This window comes from Pseudomonas saponiphila (genome assembly GCF_900105185.1).
In the GTDB taxonomy this organism is placed as follows: Bacteria; Pseudomonadota; Gammaproteobacteria; order Pseudomonadales; family Pseudomonadaceae; genus Aquipseudomonas; species Aquipseudomonas saponiphila.
This window is the reverse complement of the sequence record NZ_FNTJ01000001.1, coordinates 1,229,246-1,248,964: the sequence shown is the minus strand read 5'-3', so window position 1 is coordinate 1,248,964 and position 19,719 is coordinate 1,229,246. Positions and strand designations below refer to the sequence as shown.

At 60.9% G+C, this 19,719-nt stretch carries 19 protein-coding genes and 1 pseudogene; 14 read left to right on the top strand and 6 right to left on the bottom strand.

The genetic code is table 11. From position 1 onward, the window contains the following. Positions 1–29 precede the first annotated feature (29 nt). Both pyrC and rnt read left to right on the top strand, forming a co-directional pair. Positions 30–1,076: a dihydroorotase gene (gene pyrC / locus BLV47_RS05980; RefSeq protein ID WP_092311013.1), complete on the top strand. Its 1,047-nt coding sequence runs from the start codon at positions 30–32 to the stop codon at positions 1,074–1,076. Then, entirely contained in the window at positions 1,073–1,744 is a 672-nt protein-coding gene (gene rnt, locus BLV47_RS05975; RefSeq protein ID WP_016965320.1) for a ribonuclease T, read from the top strand. Before pyrC ends, rnt begins: the two co-directional genes overlap by 4 nt. Before the next feature lie 78 nt (positions 1,745–1,822). Here the strand turns inward: rnt and BLV47_RS05970 are convergent, their stop codons facing one another. Continuing rightward, the gene (locus tag BLV47_RS05970; protein ID WP_007922432.1) at positions 1,823–2,425 is read right to left on the bottom strand and encodes a peroxiredoxin; all 603 of its coding nucleotides are present in this window, start codon (positions 2,423–2,425) and stop codon (positions 1,823–1,825) included. Positions 2,426–2,747: 322 nt separating this feature from the next. Here BLV47_RS05970 and BLV47_RS05965 point away from each other — a divergent pair, with 322 nt between their 5' ends. Then, the gene (locus tag BLV47_RS05965; RefSeq protein WP_011063112.1) at positions 2,748–2,966 is read left to right on the top strand and encodes a bacterioferritin-associated ferredoxin; all 219 of its coding nucleotides are present in this window, start codon (positions 2,748–2,750) and stop codon (positions 2,964–2,966) included. Positions 2,967–3,178: 212 nt separating this feature from the next. Next, positions 3,179–3,652, top strand: coding sequence for a bacterioferritin (bfr, locus tag BLV47_RS05960; RefSeq protein ID WP_092311010.1), 474 nt, complete (start codon positions 3,179–3,181; stop codon positions 3,650–3,652). A gap of 79 nt (positions 3,653–3,731) precedes the next feature. Here bfr and grxD read toward each other — a convergent pair whose 3' ends face one another. The 3 genes from grxD to BLV47_RS05945 form a co-directional block, all read right to left on the bottom strand. Then, positions 3,732–4,070 (bottom strand): Grx4 family monothiol glutaredoxin, encoded by a 339-nt coding sequence (gene grxD / locus BLV47_RS05955; protein ID WP_011063114.1) that lies wholly within the window; start codon positions 4,068–4,070, stop codon positions 3,732–3,734. 96 nt (positions 4,071–4,166) lie between these two features. Continuing rightward, positions 4,167–6,275, bottom strand: coding sequence for a molybdopterin oxidoreductase family protein (locus tag BLV47_RS05950; protein WP_092311007.1), 2,109 nt, complete (start codon positions 6,273–6,275; stop codon positions 4,167–4,169). Positions 6,276–6,410: 135 nt separating this feature from the next. Continuing rightward, complete coding sequence (locus BLV47_RS05945; protein ID WP_092311004.1) at positions 6,411–6,701, bottom strand: hypothetical protein; 291 nt, start codon at positions 6,699–6,701, stop codon at positions 6,411–6,413. Between the two features lie 416 nt (positions 6,702–7,117). On the opposite strand from BLV47_RS05945, the gene argF reads away from it, so the two are divergent. Then, positions 7,118–8,038, top strand: coding sequence for an ornithine carbamoyltransferase (gene argF / locus BLV47_RS05940; RefSeq protein WP_092311001.1), 921 nt, complete (start codon positions 7,118–7,120; stop codon positions 8,036–8,038). Continuing rightward, a complete protein-coding gene (locus BLV47_RS05935) occupies positions 8,035–9,144 on the top strand; it encodes an ABC transporter ATP-binding protein (protein ID WP_092310998.1) in 1,110 nt (369 codons plus the stop codon). The genes argF and BLV47_RS05935 overlap by 4 nt, the downstream gene beginning before the upstream one ends. A 78-nt stretch (positions 9,145–9,222) precedes the next feature. Here the strand turns inward: BLV47_RS05935 and BLV47_RS05930 are convergent, their stop codons facing one another. Both BLV47_RS05930 and ybaK read right to left on the bottom strand, forming a co-directional pair. Then, positions 9,223–10,005 (bottom strand): PhzF family phenazine biosynthesis protein, encoded by a 783-nt coding sequence (locus BLV47_RS05930; protein WP_092310995.1) that lies wholly within the window; start codon positions 10,003–10,005, stop codon positions 9,223–9,225. Between the two features lie 120 nt (positions 10,006–10,125). Beyond that, positions 10,126–10,595: pseudogene (gene ybaK, locus BLV47_RS05925) on the bottom strand (Cys-tRNA(Pro) deacylase). A gap of 369 nt (positions 10,596–10,964) precedes the next feature. Here ybaK and BLV47_RS05920 point away from each other — a divergent pair. From BLV47_RS05920 to BLV47_RS05885, 8 genes are all read left to right on the top strand, one after another. Beyond that, on the top strand, positions 10,965–11,813 hold the full coding sequence (locus tag BLV47_RS05920; RefSeq protein ID WP_092310992.1) for an MIP/aquaporin family protein: 849 nt from the start codon (positions 10,965–10,967) through the stop codon (positions 11,811–11,813). Positions 11,814–11,889: 76 nt separating this feature from the next. Continuing rightward, entirely contained in the window at positions 11,890–13,395 is a 1,506-nt protein-coding gene (gene glpK, locus BLV47_RS05915; protein ID WP_092310989.1) for a glycerol kinase GlpK, read from the top strand. Positions 13,396–13,490: 95 nt separating this feature from the next. After that, on the top strand, positions 13,491–14,246 hold the full coding sequence (locus tag BLV47_RS05910) for a DeoR/GlpR family transcriptional regulator (RefSeq protein WP_092310986.1): 756 nt from the start codon (positions 13,491–13,493) through the stop codon (positions 14,244–14,246). Positions 14,247–14,531: 285 nt separating this feature from the next. Next, complete coding sequence (gene glpD / locus BLV47_RS05905; protein ID WP_092310983.1) at positions 14,532–16,070, top strand: glycerol-3-phosphate dehydrogenase; 1,539 nt, start codon at positions 14,532–14,534, stop codon at positions 16,068–16,070. A 361-nt stretch (positions 16,071–16,431) separates the two neighbouring features. Beyond that, positions 16,432–17,346, top strand: coding sequence for a glutamate/aspartate ABC transporter substrate-binding protein (locus BLV47_RS05900; RefSeq protein WP_092310980.1), 915 nt, complete (start codon positions 16,432–16,434; stop codon positions 17,344–17,346). A 193-nt stretch (positions 17,347–17,539) separates the two neighbouring features. Further along, positions 17,540–18,286: an amino acid ABC transporter permease gene (locus BLV47_RS05895; RefSeq protein WP_092310977.1), complete on the top strand. Its 747-nt coding sequence runs from the start codon at positions 17,540–17,542 to the stop codon at positions 18,284–18,286. Continuing rightward, a complete protein-coding gene (locus BLV47_RS05890) occupies positions 18,286–18,957 on the top strand; it encodes an amino acid ABC transporter permease (protein WP_016964664.1) in 672 nt (223 codons plus the stop codon). Before BLV47_RS05895 ends, BLV47_RS05890 begins: the two co-directional genes overlap by 1 nt. After that, entirely contained in the window at positions 18,954–19,688 is a 735-nt protein-coding gene (locus tag BLV47_RS05885; RefSeq protein ID WP_016964662.1) for an amino acid ABC transporter ATP-binding protein, read from the top strand. Before BLV47_RS05890 ends, BLV47_RS05885 begins: the two co-directional genes overlap by 4 nt. The last annotated feature ends 31 nt before the right edge of the window (positions 19,689–19,719 follow it).

The window sequence follows — 19,719 nt, the reverse complement described above, 5'->3', positions numbered from 1 at the left end:
CCCCGAGTTTTACCCGCCTGGAACCTCCCATGTCCGACCGCCTGACCCTGCTGCGTCCCGACGACTGGCATATTCATCTTCGCGATGGTGCCGTGTTGCCCAATACAGTCGCAGATGTCGCGCGCACCTTTGGCCGCGCCATCATCATGCCCAACCTGGTACCTCCGGTGCGCAACGCCGTGGAAGCCGACGCCTATCGCCAGCGCATTCTCGCTGCGCGCCCGGCCGGCAGCCGCTTCGAGCCGCTGATGGTGCTCTACCTGACCGACCGCACTCAGCCGGACGAGATCCGCGCGGCCAAGGCCTGTGGCTTCGTGCACGCCGCCAAGCTGTATCCGGCCGGTGCGACCACCAACTCGGATTCGGGCGTGACCAGCATCGACAAGATCTTCCCGGTGCTCGAAACCATGGCCGAAGTCGGCCTGCCGCTGCTGATCCACGGTGAGGTGACCCGTGGCGAGGTCGACGTCTTCGACCGCGAGAAAATCTTCATCGACGAGCACATGCGTCGTGTGGTCGAGCGCTTCCCCAGCCTGAAAGTGGTATTCGAGCACATCACCACCGGTGAAGCCGTGCAGTTCGTCAACGAGGCTTCGGCCAACGTCGGCGCCACCATCACCGCGCACCACCTGCTGTACAACCGCAACCACATGCTGGTGGGCGGTATTCGTCCGCACTTCTATTGCCTGCCGATCCTCAAGCGCAACACCCACCAGGAAGCCCTGCTGGATGCGGCCACCAGCGGCAGCCAGAAATTCTTCCTCGGCACCGACTCCGCGCCCCACGCCCAGCATGCCAAGGAAGCCGCTTGCGGTTGTGCCGGCTGCTACAGCGCCTACGCCGCGATCGAGCTGTATGCCGAAGCGTTCGAACAGCGCAATGCCCTGGACAAGCTGGAAGCCTTTGCCAGCCTCAACGGTCCGCGCTTCTACGGCCTGCCGGCCAACACCGATAGCATTACCCTGGTTCGTGAAGAATGGACCGCCCCCGCCAGCCTGCCGTTCGGCGAGCTGACTGTCATTCCGCTGCGCGCCGGTGAAAAACTGCGCTGGCGCCTGCAGGAGGATCACTCGTGAGTGACGACCATTTCGACGACGAACAAGACGGCAGCAGTGGCGGCCCCCGCCATCCGATGGCGGCGCGCTTTCGCGGTTACCTGCCGGTAGTCGTCGACGTAGAAACCGGGGGGTTCAACTCGGCCACCGACGCCCTGCTGGAGATTGCCGCGACCACCATCGGCATGGACGAAAAGGGTTTTGTGTTCCCCGAACACACCTATTTCTTCCGTGTCGAGCCTTTTGAAGGCGCGAACATTGAAGCAGCGGCCCTGGAGTTCACCGGGATCAAGCTCGACCATCCGCTGCGCATGGCCGTCAGCGAAGAAGCCGCCCTCACCGATATTTTCCGCGGCGTGCGCAAGGCGCTGAAAGCCAATGGCTGCAAACGCGCGATCCTGGTGGGCCACAACAGCAGCTTCGACCTGGGCTTCCTCAACGCCGCCGTGGCACGCCTGGACATGAAGCGCAACCCGTTCCACCCGTTCTCCAGCTTCGACACCGCCACCCTGGCGGGCCTGGCTTACGGCCAGACCGTTCTGGCCAAGGCCTGTCAGAGCGCCGGCATCGACTTCGACGGTCGCGAGGCCCACTCGGCCCGCTACGACACCGAGAAAACCGCCGAGCTGTTCTGCGGCATCGTCAACCGCTGGAAGCAAATGGGCGGCTGGCAGGATTTCGACGACTGATCGTTCCCTGGTCGAGTTGAATCGCCCGCATAAAAAAACCGGCCCTGAGGCCGGTTTTTTTATGCGTGACGCCAAGCCTTACAGCTTGCCGGCGTTCTCGCTCAGGTAAGCAGCAACGCCTTCTGGCGAAGCGGTCATGCCCTTGTCGCCTTTCTTCCAGTTGGCAGGGCAGACTTCGCCGTGCTCTTCGTGGAATTGCAGAGCGTCGACCAGACGGATCAGCTCTTCCATGTTGCGGCCCAGCGGCAGGTCGTTGACGATCTGCGAACGGACAACACCTTTGTCGTCGATCAGGAATGCGCCACGGAACGCCACGCCGCCTTCGGACTCGACGTCGTAGGCCTTGGCGATGTCATGCTTCATGTCAGCGGCCATGATGTATTGAACCTGACCGATGCCACCGGCATTGATCGGGGTGTTGCGCCAGGCGTTGTGGGTGAAGTGCGAGTCGATGGAAACAGCGATCACTTCTACGTTGCGAGCCTTGAAGTCGGCCATGCGGTGGTCCAGAGCGATCAGCTCGGACGGGCAAACGAAGGTGAAGTCCAGTGGGTAGAAGAACACCAGGCCGTATTTGCCTTTGATGGCCGAGGACAGGGTGAAGCTGTCGACGATTTCGCCATTGCCGAGAACGGCCGGTACGGTGAAGTCAGGGGCTTGTTTGCCTACGAGTACGCTCATTGGATATCTCCTGGTGTGGACGTAGTAATGAAGAAGGGGATTGGCCTTGAGTCTGCCACGCAGATGCGACAGCTCTGTGACCCGACCCCGCTTCGCAAGGACCGACCATCATACACCGCGTCTTTGAGCTGTCCTTAACGGTTTTTCGTCAGCCCGGCTCACAAAGCGGAAAATGCGAATCATCTGTCACCATCGCTAACAAAACCGTTCGTCACCCCGGGATGAAACGACCGCAAAGGCGGCCGAAACCACTTTGACAATCATTCTCGTTAACATTAAGATCCATCGCAATTGAGCCCTAACCAGCGACGGTTCTCATCCTATGTATGTCTGCCTCTGCACCGGTGTCACCGACGGACAAATTCGCGAAGCGATCTACGAAGGTTGCTGCAGCTACCGTGAAGTGCGCCAGGCCACCGGCGTCGCCAGCCAATGCGGCAAATGCGCGTGCCTGGCCAAACAAGTGGTTCGCGAAACCCTGACCGAATTGCAGAGCAGCCAAGCAGCCATTCCCTACCCCGTGGAATTTAATGTTGCTTGATGTGCCGAATAAATAGCCGCATTTGAAACAACCGGACCTAGCGTCCGGTTTTTTTATGTCTGTAATTCAATCGCTTAGGTGCAAAACGCGGAACACAAACATTCTTATTCCGATTAATTTTCATATATTATTCAATAACTTAGGTTTGACAGTAATGTTTGTGCGGCTCAGACTCTGCTCTTATTTCACTAATTAAAGGGCAGGACCCCAACATGAAAGGCGACATTACAGTCATCCAGCATCTCAATAAAATCCTTGCCAATGAACTGGTCGCGATCAATCAGTACTTCCTGCATGCACGCATGTATGAAGACTGGGGCCTGAACAAGCTGGGCAAGCACGAGTACCACGAATCCATCGACGAGATGAAGCATGCGGACAAGCTGATCAAGCGCATCCTGTTCCTCGAAGGCCTGCCCAACGTTCAGGACCTGGGCAAGTTGCACATCGGCGAACACACCAAGGAAATGCTCGAGTGCGACCTGCGCATCGAACGCACCGGCCACGCCGACCTCAAGGTCGCCATCGCTCATTGTGAGTCGGTTGGCGACTTCGGCAGCCGTGAACTGCTGGAAGACATTCTGGAATCCGAAGAAGAACACATCGACTGGCTGGAAACCCAATTGGGCCTGATCGACAAAGTGGGTATCGAGAACTACCTGCAATCGCAAATGGGCGACGAGTAACCAACGCCCAAGCAATAAAAAAGCCCCGCCCTCGTAAGAGAGGCGGGGCTTTTTATTGAACGCGAATAAGCAGTTCGCGTCAGGCTTCGGTCTTGGCAGCCGCTTTTTCGGCAGCAGCCTTGATCAGGCTCTGCAGCTCACCATTGGCAAACATTTCAGCCATGATGTCGCTACCGCCGACCAACTCACCGGCCACCCACAGTTGTGGGAAAGTTGGCCAGTTGGCGTACTTGGGCAGGTTGGCGCGAATCTCTGGGTTTTGCAGGATGTCCACGTAAGCGAACTTCTCACCACAGCCCATTACGGCCTGAGCGGCTTTTGCGGAGAAGCCGCACTGCGGGGCATTCGGCGAGCCTTTCATGTAGAGCAGAATGGTGTTGTTGGCAATCTGCTCTTTAATAGTTTCGATGATATCCATGGAACACCTCGGCTGAACTTTCCGACTCTGTTGTCGGCACGGTGGCGCATTGTAACGGAATCCTGAGCGCCCTGCTCGGCCTCTCCGACAGACACCTCAGGCCGCCTCCACAGTCACCGGCACCCCATTCAACGCCGCATTCCCGGACAACGCATCGAGCTGACGCTCATCGGTCAGGTCATTGGCGCTACATCCAGGCTGCTCCATGGCAATGCTCATCTGCACACCAGGACGCCTGTGCCCCCAGCCATGGGGCAGACTTACCACGCCCGGCATCATCTCGCTGCTGGCCAGCACTTCCACCTCCACCGCGCCCACCCGGGACCTGACTCGCACCCGCTGGCCATCACTCAGGCCTCGCTGGGCCAGATCATCGGGATTCATCAATAACTGATGGCGAGGCTTGCCCTTCACCAGGCGGTGATAGTTATGCATCCAGGAGTTATTGCTGCGCACATGCCGACGCCCAATCAGCAACAACTCGCCCAAAGGTGGCGCACTCAGCGCGGCAAAGCGCTGCAGATCGGCCATGATCGGCGCCGGTGCGGCCTGGATCCGCCGATTCTCGGTTTTCAAGCGAGCCGCCAGGTTCGGCTGCAGCGCCCCCAGATCAATACCGTGGGGGTGCTGGTCCAGCGTCGCCAGGGACAGCTTGAGCGGCGAGGCATCGCCGTAAGGCCCGGCGCGCAAGCCCAAGTCAATCATCTGTGCAGGTGCCAGGGTCGGCTTCAACGGGCTGGCGGTCTGCGCGGCAAATGCCTTGGCCAGGCCGACGAAGATCTCCCAGTCATGCAGCGCCCCTTCAGGCTTGGGCAGGATCGCTCGATTGAAGCGACTGACATTGCGCACCGCGAACAGATTGAACGTGGTGTCGTAGTGATCATTCTCCAGAGCCGAGGTGGACGGCAGGATCAGGTCGGCATAACGGGTGGTTTCATTGATATACAGATCGATGCTCAGCATGAACTCCAGCCCGTCCAAGGCCTGCTCCAGCTGCCGGCCATTGGGCGTGGACAACACCGGATTGCCGGCCACGGTGATCAAGGCCCGCACCTGACCTTCACCCTCGGTGAGCATCTCTTCGGCCAGGGCCGATACCGGCAGCTCGCCGCCATACTCCGGAAGCCCGGAAACCCGACTCTGCCAGACATTGAAATGACCACCCGAAGTCGCCGCCACCAGGTCCACCGCCGGCTGGGTACATAAGGCACCACCGACCCGGTCCAGGTTGCCGGTGACCAGATTGAGCAACTGCAGCAACCAGTGGCACAGCGTGCCGAAGGCCTGGGTCGACACCCCCATGCGCCCGTAACAGACCGCCTTGTCCGCCGAGGCGAAATCCCGCGCCAGCTGACGAATCTGCGCAGCCGGAATGGCGCACAACGGGCTCATGGCTTCGGCAGTGAACCGCGAAATCGCCTGGCGCACCTCGGCCAGCCCATCCACCGGCAAATGGCTGTCGCGGGTCAGCCCCGCGTCGAAAATGCTGTTGAGCAGACCGAACAGCAGCGCCACATCGCCCCCCGGCCGGATAAACAGGTGCTGATCGGCCATCGCTGCGGTTTCACTGCGCCGGGGATCGACCACCACCACTTTGCCGCCACGGGCCTGAATGGCCCTGAGGCGCTTCTCCACATCCGGCACGGTCATGATGCTGCCGTTGGATGCCAGGGGATTGCCGCCCAGGATCAGCATGAAATCGGTGTGATCGATATCCGGAATCGGCAATAGCAGGCCGTGGCCGTACATCAGGTAACTGGTCAGGTGCTGGGGCAACTGATCGACCGATGTGGCCGAGAAACGATTGCGGGTCTTGAGCTGGCCGAGAAAGTAATTGCTGTGGGTCATCAGCCCATAGTTGTGCACGCTGGGATTGCCCTGGTAGGTCGCCACGGCGTTGTTGCCATGGCGCTGCTGGATGCTCGCCAGCCGCTCGGCCACCAGGGCAAAGGCCTCGTCCCACTCGATGGGCTGCCATTGGTTGCCCACACGACGCACCGGCTGGCGCAGGCGATCGGGATCATTCTGGATATCCTGCAGGGCCACGGCCTTGGGGCAGACATGGCCACGGCTGAAACTGTCCAGGGGGTCGCCCTTGATCGAGCTAATGCGTGGAGCGCTGCCCGGCTCTTCGGTGATTTCCAGGGTCAGGCCGCAGATGGCTTCGCACAGGTGGCAGGCACGGTGATGGAGAGTCTTGGTCATGGCCAGTCTCTTTTGTTTGAAGGCGCCCCGCACAGGGCCGCAGGAAGCCAAAACTATGGCGGCTGGCCTCGGCCGACACCAGCGACGTTCGCCCCATGAATTCAGGACCATCAGCCTGGGCCATGATCAGGGCCGTCAGTTCGGCGGTAAGCGCGGCGGCCCATCCACGGAGATTTGCGGGGGGACGTCCATGGGCCCCTGTTCGGCATGGACACCCGACAACTCGGCCAGCAGTCGCCAATGCTCATCCAGCCCGGCACTGAGGGTCATCATCAGATCGATCATCTTGCGCGCGGCGGCGCGGGTCAGCGGATCCTCGCTGCGTAGCAGCTCGAAAGAAAAGGCCGTCACCGAGGCGGTCATATCCGTAAGCGCCCGGGCCGTGAGCCCCAACAGCGTCATCAGTTGTTGCTCCCTGGATTCCATCGCACACCTATCCTTGCCGCAGATTCGCCTTTATAAACTCAGCACTTTGCATTAGGAAATGTTTCAAGTTGCCAAGCCGCGGATTCCCCCCGCAGCGAACCTCGGCCGACAGGTCAGAAAACGACCGCAGCCGCACAGCCGGCGCCACACTCGATTGCCAAGCCGCGCCGGGGCAGTGTACAAATGCCCGGCTGCTGTCTGAAAACCGGTCTCAAAAGCGCCAGCGCAATCGCGTCCTGGCCTCTCTGAATGCCCATGAACGCCGTAGCACTATTGGTAAGACGCGACATTTAATTATAAGATCGCGCCTTCCCCTATTTCGTCGCCCCGTGCGGCTTTCGCCGCAGGTCCAGCCCGTTGTTCGATTAAACAAGGCTTTGAGAATCTGCGGTCCGTTGCAAAAAAGGTAGTTAATGATGAGCGCAAGGCACTTTCTCTCCCTGATGGATTGCACGCCCGAAGAGCTGGTCAGTGTGATTCGTCGAGGCATCGAGCTGAAGGACCTGCGTAACCGCGGCGTACTCTTCGAGCCTTTGAAAAATCGTGTACTCGGCATGATTTTCGAGAAGTCGTCGACCCGTACCCGACTGTCTTTCGAAGCCGGCATGATCCAGCTGGGCGGCCAGGCCATCTTCCTTTCGCCACGGGACACTCAGCTGGGTCGCGGCGAACCGATCGGCGACTGCGCCATCGTCATGTCGCGCATGCTCGACGCGGTGATGATCCGCACCTTTGCCCACAGCACCCTGACCGAGTTCGCGGCCAATTCCCGGGTGCCGGTGATCAACGGCCTGTCCGACGACCTGCACCCCTGCCAGTTGCTGGCGGACATGCAGACCTTCCTCGAACACCGCGGTTCGATCCAGGGCAAGACCGTGGCCTGGATCGGTGACGGCAACAACATGTGCAACAGCTATATAGAAGCGGCCATCCAGTTCGACTTCCAGCTGCGCATCGCCTGTCCCGAAGGCTACGAGCCCAACGCAGAATTTGTCGCCAAGGCCGGCGATCGCGTGACCATCGTCCGTGATCCTCGCGAGGCCGTGATCGGCGCCCATCTGGTGAGCACCGACGTCTGGACCTCCATGGGCCAGGAAGAAGAAACCGCCAAGCGTCTTCAGCTGTTTGCCCCCTTCCAGGTCAGCCGCGCGCTGCTCGACCTGGCCGCCCCGGACGTAGTGTTCATGCACTGCCTGCCCGCCCACCGTGGCGAGGAAATCAGCCTCGACCTGCTGGACGACCCTCGCTCAGTGGCTTGGGACCAGGCGGAAAACCGTCTGCACGCGCAAAAGGCCCTGCTCGAGTTCCTTGTCGAGCCGGCGTACCACCACGCATGAGCCAGCCATTACTGCTGAACCTGCGCAACCTGGCTTGCGGCTACCAGGACCAACGCGTGGTGCAGGACCTCAATCTGCACCTCAACGCCGGGGACATCGGCTGCCTGCTGGGCTCATCCGGATGTGGCAAGACCACCACCCTGCGCGCCATTGCCGGGTTCGAGCCGGTGCACGCAGGCGAGATCCAACTGGCTGGCGAAACCATATCCAGCGCCGGTTTCACCCTGGCCCCGGAGAAACGCCGGATCGGCATGGTGTTTCAGGACTATGCCCTGTTCCCGCACCTGAGCGTGGCGGACAACATTGCTTTCGGCATTCGCAAGCACCCGCAGAGAGAACGAGTGATCGCCGAACTGCTGGAGCTGGTCAACCTGAAGAACCTCGGCCAGCGCTTTCCCCACGAACTGTCCGGCGGCCAGCAGCAGCGAGTCGCGCTGGCTCGCGCCCTGGCGCCAGAGCCGCAATTGCTGCTGCTGGACGAGCCCTTCTCCAACCTGGACGGCGAACTGCGGCGCAAGCTCAGCCATGAGGTGCGCGACATCCTCAAGGCCCGCGGCACCAGCGCGATCCTGGTCACCCACGATCAGGAAGAAGCCTTCGCCGTGAGCGATCAGGTCGGGGTATTCAAGGAAGGTCGCCTGGAGCAGTGGGACACTCCCTACAACCTCTATCACGAACCACAGACGCCCTTTGTCGCCAGCTTCATTGGCCAGGGCTACTTCATTCGCGGCCAACTGAACACGCCGGAATCGGTGCAGACCGAACTGGGTGTACTGCAGGGCAACCGGGCCTATACCTGGCCGACAGGTGGCGCGGTGGACGTCCTGCTGCGCCCGGACGACATCGTCCACGCGCCGGACAGCGACTTGAAAGCCCGGGTGGTCGGCAAGACCTTCCTTGGCGCCTCGACCCTATATCGCCTGCAATTGCCTACCGGCAGCCAACTGGAATCGATCTTCCCCAGTCACGCCGACCATCAGGTCGGAGCGGATGTCGGCATTCGGGTCGCGGCGGAACACCTGGTGCTGTTCCAGGCCTCAGGCAGCACGGCGGCGCAGATGCCCCATAGCGACTCCGGGGTACGGCGCTACAGTAGCGCTCACTGAGCCGCCTGCGCCAGCAAGCCAGCGCCTACAACAGCACACTGTAGGAGCCGGCTTGCCGGCGAAACCACCACCGCGCAGTCATTCCAGGTGCAAATGCCCGCTGGCAATCAGCCGTGCATGGCCACCGATCTTCACCCGTTCTCCCTCCAAGCGACAGAACAACGCCCCACCTCGCGCCGAACACTGATACGCGCTCAACTGCTGTTTATCCAATTGCTGCGCCCAGTAAGGCGTCAGGCAGCAATGGGTCGAGCCGGTCACCGGATCCTCGTCGATGCCGATGGCCGGAGCAAAATACCGCGAGACAAAGTCATGCCGCTCGCCCCGCGCGGTGACAATCACCCCCGGCCAGGGCAACTTGGCCAGTGCCGCCAGATCAGGCCGACAATCGCGGACCGCCTGCTCCGATTCCAGCACCGCCAACAGCTCATTGGCACCTTGCAGATCGACGACCCTGGCGCCGAGTATCTGCGCCACCTGCTCCGCATCGGCCTGGCGACGAGGGCTGCGCAGAGGGAAGTCCAGCCACAACAGGCCACCCTCACGGGTAACGCTCAAGGGCCCCGAGCGGCTGAGAAACTCAAGGCGCTGCCCCGGCTCGCCATACACCTCGAACAGCACGTAGGCACTGGCCAGAGTCGCATGCCCGCACAGGGGCACCTCGGTGGCGGGGGTGAACCAGCGAATCCGCCAGCCTTGGGTTTCGCGCACCACAAACGCGGTTTCCGCCAGATTGTGCTCGGCGGCGATCTGCTGCATCAGTGCGTCGTCAAGCCATGCATCAAGCCGGTAGACCATGGCCGGATTGCCGGCAAAGGGTTGATCACTGAATGCATCGATCTGTTGAAACTCAAGCTGCATAGCTCTTCTCCTTGATCCGTCGGCGGCCAGCATGGCCTGCGTGACCGGGAGCGCGACAGACACAGACGAGAAGATTTTCCGGCATACAGCAGCGGCCTGTTCAACCGCCGACGCCTGGACTCAAGGGCGACCGATGTCGGCAAACCTGGCCTGGGTATGCTCGGCCAGCACCGCTGCCGACAGCTCCACTTCCAGTCCGCGACGACCGGCACTGACAAAAATACTGGCCAAAGGCTGAGCACTGCTGTCGATGAAGGTCCGCAGACGCTTCTTCTGCCCCAGCGGGCTGATCCCCCCAAGAGGTAGCCAGTGGCACGCTGGGCAGCGGCCGGATCGGCCATTTCGGCTTTTTTCACCCCGGCCGCGTGGGCCAGGGCCTTCAGGTCGAGGCTGCCGGCGACCGGCACCACGGCCACCAGCAATTCGCCCTTCTCGCTGCTGGCCAGCAGCGTCTTGAACACTTGCGCCGGGTCGAGACTGAGCTTCTCCGCCGCCTCCAGACCATAGGAAGCTGCCTTGGGATCATGTTCGTAACTGTGAACACGATGTTCGGCGCGAACTTTTTTTAGCAGATCCAATGCAGGGGTCATGGCAGCTCCAAGGGGGACGAAAAGGCAAAACCGAGCGCGCGGATTTTAGGCCATTAATCGACAAAAGGCTCTATTCCAGGCCTCGATCAGCACTGGCCACGGACACCAGCGCAGCACCACCTGTCACTCCCGGGACTGTAGCCCTGGATCATTCATTTGATTGATATCTATAAAATGACCAGCCGTTCACTTTCGACCTTTGACAGCGGTGTTTCTTGTCTATATTTTTTCGTTTCTGAATATCATGCGGTAGATACAAGGTTGTACCCAGCAGCAAGACGAAGCCGGAATGGGGATTCCGTCTTCGTTGGAAGTCGCGCTCCATGCCTTTTGCAGCAGCGCCAGACAACAACAAAAATCGAGGTTCACATGACAACTGCTCTGCAACAACCGTCGCTATCGGGCCAATGCATCGCCGAGTTTCTGGGTACTGCACTGCTGATCTTCTTCGGCACCGGCTGTGTCGCCGCGCTCAAGGTCGCGGGGGCCAGCTTTGGCCTATGGGAAATCAGCATCATTTGGGGGGTCGGCGTGAGCATGGCGATCTACCTGACCGCCGGAGTTTCCGGCGCCCACCTGAACCCGGCCGTAAGCATCGCCCTGTGCCTGTTCGCCGATTTTGAAAAACGCAAACTGCCGTTCTACATCCTGGCCCAGGTCGCGGGCGCCTTCTGCGCGGCGCTGTTGGTTTACACGCTGTACAGCAACCTGTTCTTCGATTTCGAACAAGCTCACCAGATGATCCGTGGTTCCCAGGCCAGCCTGGAACTGGCCTCGGTCTTCTCCACCTTCCCCAACCCGGCGCTGTCCACGGCCCAGGCGTTCCTGGTGGAAGTGGTGATCACCGCGATTCTCATGGGCGTGATCATGGCCTTGACCGATGACAACAATGGCCTGCCTCGCGGCGCCATGGCGCCTCTGCTGATCGGCCTGCTGATTGCCGTGATCGGCAGCTCCATGGGCCCGCTGACCGGCTTTGCGATGAACCCGGCGCGGGACTTCGGACCTAAACTGATGACGTTCGTCACTGGCTGGGGTGAAATTTCCTTCACCGGCGGCCGTGATATTCCGTATTTCCTGGTACCGATCTTCGCGCCGATCCTGGGTGCCTGCCTCGGTGCAGCGGCCTATCGCGGATTGATCGCGCGCCACCTGCCTAATGCGGCGCCAGCCCCTGAGGCCGAACAGGCCGCCGACGGCAAGATCAAAGTTTCCTGAATCCAGCGGCGCGTGATCCTGCCCGAATCGATCCCGCGCCAGTTCTCTCTCCCTTATTTCGTCCAAGGCAATCGACATGACCGACATTCAGAATAAGAACTACATCATTGCCCTCGATCAGGGTACGACCAGCTCCCGGGCGATCATTTTCGACCGCGACGCCAACGTGGTGTGCACCGCCCAGCGCGAGTTCGCCCAGCACTATCCGCAAGCCGGCTGGGTCGAACATGACCCCATGGAAATCTTCGCCACCCAGAGCGCGGTGATGGTCGAGGCCCTGGCACAAGCTGGCCTGCATCACGACCAGGTGGCTGCCATCGGCATCACCAACCAGCGGGAAACCACCGTGGTCTGGGACAAGACCACCGGCCGGCCGATCTACAACGCCATCGTCTGGCAATGCCGCCGCAGCACCGAAATCTGCCAGCAGCTCAAGCGCGACGGCCTGGAAGACTACATTCGCGAAACCACCGGCCTGGTCACCGACCCCTATTTCTCCGGCACCAAGCTCAAGTGGATCCTCGACAACGTCGAAGGCAGCCGCGAGCGCGCCCGCAGCGGCGAGCTGCTGTTCGGCACCATCGACAGCTGGCTGATCTGGAAATTCACCGGTGGCAAGACCCACGTCACCGATTACACCAACGCCTCGCGCACCATGCTCTTCAACATCCACACCCTGGAGTGGGACGCGAAGATGCTGGAGGTACTGGACATCCCGCGGGAAATGCTTCCAGAAGTGAAGTCCTCGTCGGAAATCTACGGCCGGACCAAAAGCGGCATCGCCATTGGCGGCATCGCCGGCGACCAGCAAGCCGCGCTGTTCGGCCAGATGTGCGTCGAGCCGGGCCAGGCCAAGAACACCTACGGCACCGGCTGCTTCCTGCTGATGAACACCGGCGACAAGGCGGTCAAATCCCAGCACGGCATGCTCACCACCATCGCTTGCGGCCCACGAGGCGAAGTGGCCTACGCCCTGGAAGGCGCAGTTTTCAACGGTGGCTCCACCGTGCAGTGGCTGCGTGACGAGCTGAAGATCATCAACGACGCCCACGACACCGAATACTTCGCCAACAAGGTCAAGGACAGCAATGGCGTGTACCTGGTGCCGGCCTTCACCGGCCTCGGCGCGCCCTACTGGGACCCCTATGCCCGTGGCGCATTGTTCGGCCTGACCCGTGGCGTGCGCGTGGACCACATCATCCGCGCCGCCCTGGAATCCATCGCCTACCAGACCCGCGACGTGCTTGACGCCATGCAGCAGGATTCCGGCGAACGCCTCAAAGCCCTGCGCGTGGACGGCGGCGCCGTAGCCAACAACTTCCTCATGCAGTTCCAGGCCGACATCCTCGGCACCCAGGTTGAGCGCCCGCAAATGCGCGAAACCACGGCCCTGGGCGCCGCCTACCTGGCCGGCCTGGCCTGCGGATTCTGGGGCAGCCTGGAAGAACTGCGGGGCAAGGCGGTGATCGAGCGCGAGTTCGAACCACAACTGGGCGAAGCGGAAAAAGAAGGCCTGTACGCAGGCTGGAAGAAGGCGGTCAGCCGCACCCGCGACTGGGAACCTCACGAAGAGGCCAAATAAGCCAAGCCGTGGATAGGTAACCGCTTGTAACTGGTCGGGAGGGGATTCCTGCGGCATCATGGGCAAATTTTGCACGGCAGCCCAAAGGAAGCCCCATGAATCTGCCTCCCCGTCAGCAGCAAATCCTCGATCTGGTCCGCGAACGCGGCTACGTCAGCATCGAGGAATTGGCCCAGCTGTTCGTTGTGACACCGCAAACCATCCGCCGCGATATCAACCAACTGGCGGAAGCCAATCTGCTGCGTCGCTACCACGGCGGCGCGGCCTATGACTCCAGCGTAGAAAACACCGCCTACGCCATGCGCGCCGACCAGATGCGCGACGAAAAGCAGCGCATCGGCGAAGCCGTTGCCGCGCAGATCCCCGATCACGCCTCGCTGTTCATCAACATCGGCACCACCACCGAATCCATCGCCCGCGCCCTGCTCAACCACAGCCACCTGAAGATCATCACCAACAACCTGCACGTGGCCTCGATGCTCAGTGCCAAGGATGATTTCGACGTGCTGCTCACCGGCGGCAATGTGCGCCGTGACGGCGGCGTGGTAGGCCAGGCCAGCGTCGACTTCATCAACCAGTTCAAGGTCGACTTCGCCCTGGTGGGCATCAGCGGCATCGACGAGGACGGCAGCCTGCTGGACTTCGACTACCAGGAAGTGCGGGTGTCCCAGGCGATCATCGCCAATGCCCGGCAAGTGATCCTGGCCGCCGACTCCAGCAAGTTCGGGCGCAACGCCATGATCCGCCTCGGCCCCATCAGCCTGATTGATTGCCTGGTCACCGATCAGCAACCGGTCCCGGCCCTGAGCCAACTGCTCAACCAGCACAAGATCCGCCTCGAAGTGGTCTGAGCTCCCCTCCCGCAAGGCGAAGCAGGCCGGATTCCAGCGCCGGCCCATAGCGCGGCGCTACAGCCCTCCCTGCCCCGCGCACCTGCCTGGTGCGCTCCAAGCCTTCGGGCGTGCCGCAACCGCGGCATCCATCGCCTGACAATGTTCGAAAACCATCTTCCAAAGCCGCTTCGATCAGTTTTTTCAATCGAAACACGCTGGATGCAGGGTTCTTTATGCGCTAGTATTTTCGAAAATGAACATTAATGTTCGAATTCAAATATCAAAGCAACACGAGGCCCGTCGATGCCCACTTCTACCTTGCCCGCGCGCCCTCTCTCCGAGGTTTACGATATCGCCGTCATCGGCGGTGGGATCAATGGTGTTGGAATTGCCGCGGATGCGGCAGGTCGCGGCTTGTCCGTGTTCCTTTGCGAAAAGGACGATCTGGCCAGCCACACGTCGTCGGCCAGCAGCAAGCTGATCCACGGCGGCCTGCGCTACCTCGAACATTACGAATTCCGCCTGGTACGCGAAGCCCTGGCCGAACGCGAAGTACTGCTGGCCAAGGCGCCACATATCGTCAAACCCATGCGTTTTGTCCTGCCGCACCGGCCACACCTGCGCCCGGCATGGATGATTCGCGCCGGCCTGTTCCTGTATGACCACCTGGGCAAGCGGGAAAAACTCGCCGGTTCGCGCAGCCTGAAGTTCGGCGCCGACAGCGCGCTGAAGGCCGAGATCAGCAAAGGCTTCGAATACTCCGACTGCTGGGTCGACGATGCCCGCCTGGTGGTGCTCAACGCCATGGCCGCCCGCGAACACGGCGCCCACGTGCATACCCAGACCCGTTGCGTCAGCGCCCGGCGCAGCAAGGGCCTGTGGCAACTGGAACTGGAACGGGCCGACGGCAGCCGGTTCTCCATCACCGCCAAGGCCCTGGTGAACGCGGCCGGCCCCTGGGTCGCCAAGTTCATCAAGGATGACCTGAAGCTGGAATCGCCTTACGGCATCCGCCTGATCCAGGGCAGCCACCTGATCGTGCCCCGGCTGTACGAGGGCGAGCACGCGCACATCCTGCAGAACGAAGACCAGCGCATTGTCTTCACCATTCCCTACCTCGATCAGTTCACCCTGATCGGCACCACCGACCGGGAATACACCGGCGACCCGGCCAAGGTCGCAATCACCGAAGGCGAAACCGACTACCTGCTGCAGGTGGTCAACGCGCACTTCAAGAAGCAGCTGAGCCGCAGCGATATCCTGCACAGCTACTCCGGTGTTCGCCCGCTATGCAATGACGAATCCGACAACCCTTCGGCGGTGACTCGCGACTACACCCTGGCCCTTTCCGGCACTGGCGAAGAAGCTCCGCTGCTCTCGGTGTTCGGCGGCAAACTGACCACCTACCGCAAGCTGGCAGAATCGGCCATGGCGCAACTGGCTCCCTACTTCAAGCAGGCCAAGCCGAGCTGGACCGCTCAGGCCACCCTGCCCGGCGGCGAGCAGATGAGCACGCCGCAAGCCCTGGCGGAAGCCATCCGCAAGAAATTCGACTGGGTGCCCAGCCAGATCGCCCGCCGCTGGGCCACCACCTATGGCAGCCGCACCTGGCGCCTGCTGGAAGGCGTGCACAACCTCAACGACCTGGGTGAACACCTGGGGGGCGGCCTGTACACCCGCGAAGTGGATTATCTGTGCGCCGAGGAATGGGCGCTCAAGGCCGAGGATATTCTCTGGCGCCGGAGCAAGCTGGGCTTGTTCACCACCGCTGCCGAACAACAGCAGTTGCGGGATTATCTGCAAAAGGTCGAGGACAATCGCGGCAAGATCAAGGCAGCCTGAACGCCACGGATCAAGCCAAGCCCCTGCGCCGGAAGGCCCAGGGGCTTTTTTGTGCCCCACCCTGGCCAGCCGCTCGCGTCGGCCGGCGCCGACCGCAGAGTACCGCGTTCGGTTTTCCGAATGGCCAACCGAAAGGGATTCGGATAACCGGATGGAAGCGCGGAAATTTATACCAGAAAAATATTTAATATCCTTGTAAATCAAAGACTTGATCATGATCAATGGGTCTGGCACGACTCATGCTCTACACTGTGCGACGAATGCCTGTCGCGCCAACACTTCAGGAGCCGTCAAGGCATTCGCTGTATATAAGAGCCGTCGAACTGGCTTCATAAAAAAAACAAATGTCGAGGAAATATTGATGCGCATCGTTCCCCATCTGTTGGGCGCAGCTATCGCTGCCGCTCTGATTAGCACTCCAGTTTTCGCTGCCGAGCTCACCGGCACACTGAAGAAAATCAAAGAATCCGGCACCATCACCCTCGGACATCGCGACGCTTCCATCCCGTTTTCCTACATCGCTGACGCTTCCGGCGTGCCAGTGGGCTACTCCCACGACATCCAGCTGAAAATCGTCGAAGCGATCAAGAAAGACCTCGACATGCCTGACCTGAAGGTCAAGTACAACCTGGTGACCTCCCAGACCCGTATCCCGCTGGTGCAGAACGGCACCGTGGACGTCGAGTGCGGCTCCACCACCAACAACGTCGAGCGCCAGCAACAGGTCGACTTCTCGGTCGGCATCTTTGAAATCGGTACCCGTCTGCTGTCCAAAAAGGACTCGACCTACAAGGACTTCCCTGACCTGAAAGGCAAGAACGTGGTGACCACCGCCGGTACCACTTCCGAGCGCATTCTCAAGGCCATGAACGCCGACAAGCAGATGGGCATGAACGTGATCTCCGCCAAGGACCACGGTGAGTCGTTCCAGATGCTGGAATCGGGCCGCGCCGTTGCCTTCATGATGGACGACGCGTTGCTGGCCGGTGAGATGGCCAAGGCCAAGAAGCCGACCGACTGGGCCGTGACCGGTACTCCACAGTCCTACGAAATCTACGGCTGCATGGTCCGCAAGGGCGATGCCCCGTTCAAGAAAGCCGTGGATGACGCCATCGTCGCTACCTACAAATCGGGCGAGATCAACAAGATCTACGACAAATGGTTCCAATCGCCGATCCCACCAAAAGGCCTGAACCTGATGTTCCCGATGAGCGACGAGCTCAAGGCCCTGATCGCCAACCCGACCGACAAAGCGGCTGACGATAAAAAGTCCTGATTCCTGACTAACCTTATCTCCCGAAGGGGCGCCGCCCCTTCAGGAGTCTGTCACTACCTGCTGGCATTTTTTTTGGAAACACTCGAACCGGTGGTTGTCGAGCCGATCGCGTGTGCCTGGCCGTCCTGGCCGGGTGGGAACGGACGTCCCCAGGCGGGTGCTTGTACATCGAACGATCTGAGGGGTAACCCTAATGAATTACAACTGGGACTGGGGCGTGTTCTTCAAGTCCACCGGCGTGGGCAGCGAGACCTATCTCGACTGGTTCATCAGCGGCCTGGGCTGGACCATCGCCATCGCCGTGGTGGCCTGGATCATCGCGCTGCTGCTGGGGTCGATCCTGGGCGTCATGCGCACCGTGCCAAATCGCCTGGTGTCGGGCATCGCCACCGTCTACGTGGAGATCTTCCGTAACGTGCCGCTGCTGGTGCAGCTGTTCATCTGGTACTTCCTGGTGCCCGATCTGCTGCCGGCCAACCTTCAGGAGTGGTACAAGCAGGACCTCAACCCGACCACCTCGGCCTACCTGAGCGTTGTCGTGTGCCTGGGCCTGTTCACCGCCGCCCGGGTCTGCGAACAGGTCCGTACCGGCATCCAGGCGCTGCCCCGCGGCCAGGAATCCGCCGCTCGCGCCATGGGCTTCTCGCTGCCGCAGATCTACTGGAACGTGCTGCTGCCCCAGGCCTACCGGATCATCATTCCGCCGCTCACCTCGGAATTCCTCAACGTCTTCAAGAACTCCTCCGTGGCGTCCCTGATCGGCCTGATGGAACTGCTGGCCCAGACCAAGCAGACCGCCGAGTTCTCGGCCAACCTGTTCGAAGCCTTCACCCTGGCCACCCTGATCTACTTCACCCTGAACATGAGCCTGATGCTGCTGATGCGCCTGGTGGAGAAGAAAGTTTCGGTCCCCGGCCTGATCTCCGTGGGAGGTAAATAATGGAATTCGACTTCTCGGGCATCGTCCCGGCCATTCCCGGTCTGTGGAACGGCATGCTGATGACCCTCAAGCTGATGGTCATGGGCGTGGTCGGCGGGATCATCCTCGGCACCTTGCTGGCCCTGATGCGCTTGTCCCACAACAAGCTGCTGTCGAACCTGGCCGGCGCCTACGTCAACTACTTCCGCTCGATCCCGCTGCTGCTGGTGATCACCTGGTTCTACCTGGCGGTGCCTTTCGTGCTGCGCTGGATCACTGGCGAAGACACCCCGATCGGCGCATTCACCTCGTGCATCGTGGCCTTCATGATGTTCGAAGCGGCGTACTTCTGCGAAATCGTCCGCGCCGGCGTGCAGTCCATTCCCAAGGGCCAGATGGGCGCTGCCCAGGCACTGGGCATGAGCTATGGCCAGACCATGCGCCTGATCATCCTGCCCCAGGCGTTCCGCAAGATGACCCCTTTGCTGCTGCAGCAGAGCATCATCCTGTTCCAGGACACCTCCCTGGTGTACACCGTGGGCCTGGTGGACTTCCTTAACGCCTCGCGTTCTAGCGGCGACATCATCGGCCGCTCCAATGAATTCCTGATCATCGCTGGTCTGGTCTATTTCACAATCAGCTTTGCCGCCTCGCTGCTGGTCAAGCGTCTGCAAAAAAGGTTCGCCGTATGATCTCTATCAAGAACATCAACAAGTGGTATGGGGACTTCCAGGTGCTGACCGATTGCAGCACCGAGGTCAAGAAGGGTGAAGTGGTGGTGGTCTGCGGGCCGTCCGGCTCGGGCAAATCGACCCTGATCAAGTGCGTCAACGCACTGGAACCCTTCCAGAAGGGCGACATCGTGGTGGACGGCACCTCCATCGCCGACCCGAAGACCAACCTGCCGAAGCTGCGTTCTCGGGTGGGCATGGTGTTCCAGCACTTCGAACTGTTCCCGCACCTGACCATCACCGAAAACCTGACCATCGCGCAGATCAAGGTCCTGGGTCGCAGCAAGGAAGAGGCCACCAAGAAAGGCCTGCAACTGCTGGACCGCGTCGGCCTCGCCGCCCATGCCCACAAGCACCCGGGCCAGCTGTCCGGCGGCCAGCAACAGCGCGTGGCCATCGCCCGCGCCCTGGCCATGGATCCGATCGTCATGCTGTTCGACGAACCGACCTCGGCCCTGGACCCGGAAATGGTCAATGAAGTACTGGACGTCATGGTGCAACTGGCCCAGGAAGGCATGACCATGATGTGCGTGACCCACGAAATGGGCTTTGCCCGCAAAGTGGCCAACCGCGTGATCTTCATGGACAAGGGCCAGATCATCGAAGACTGCCAGAAAGAGGAATTCTTCGGCGACATCAGCGCCCGCTCCGAACGTGCCCAGCACTTCCTCGAGAAGATCCTGCAGCACTAAAACCCGCGTTCCTGTAGGCGCCGGCTTGCCT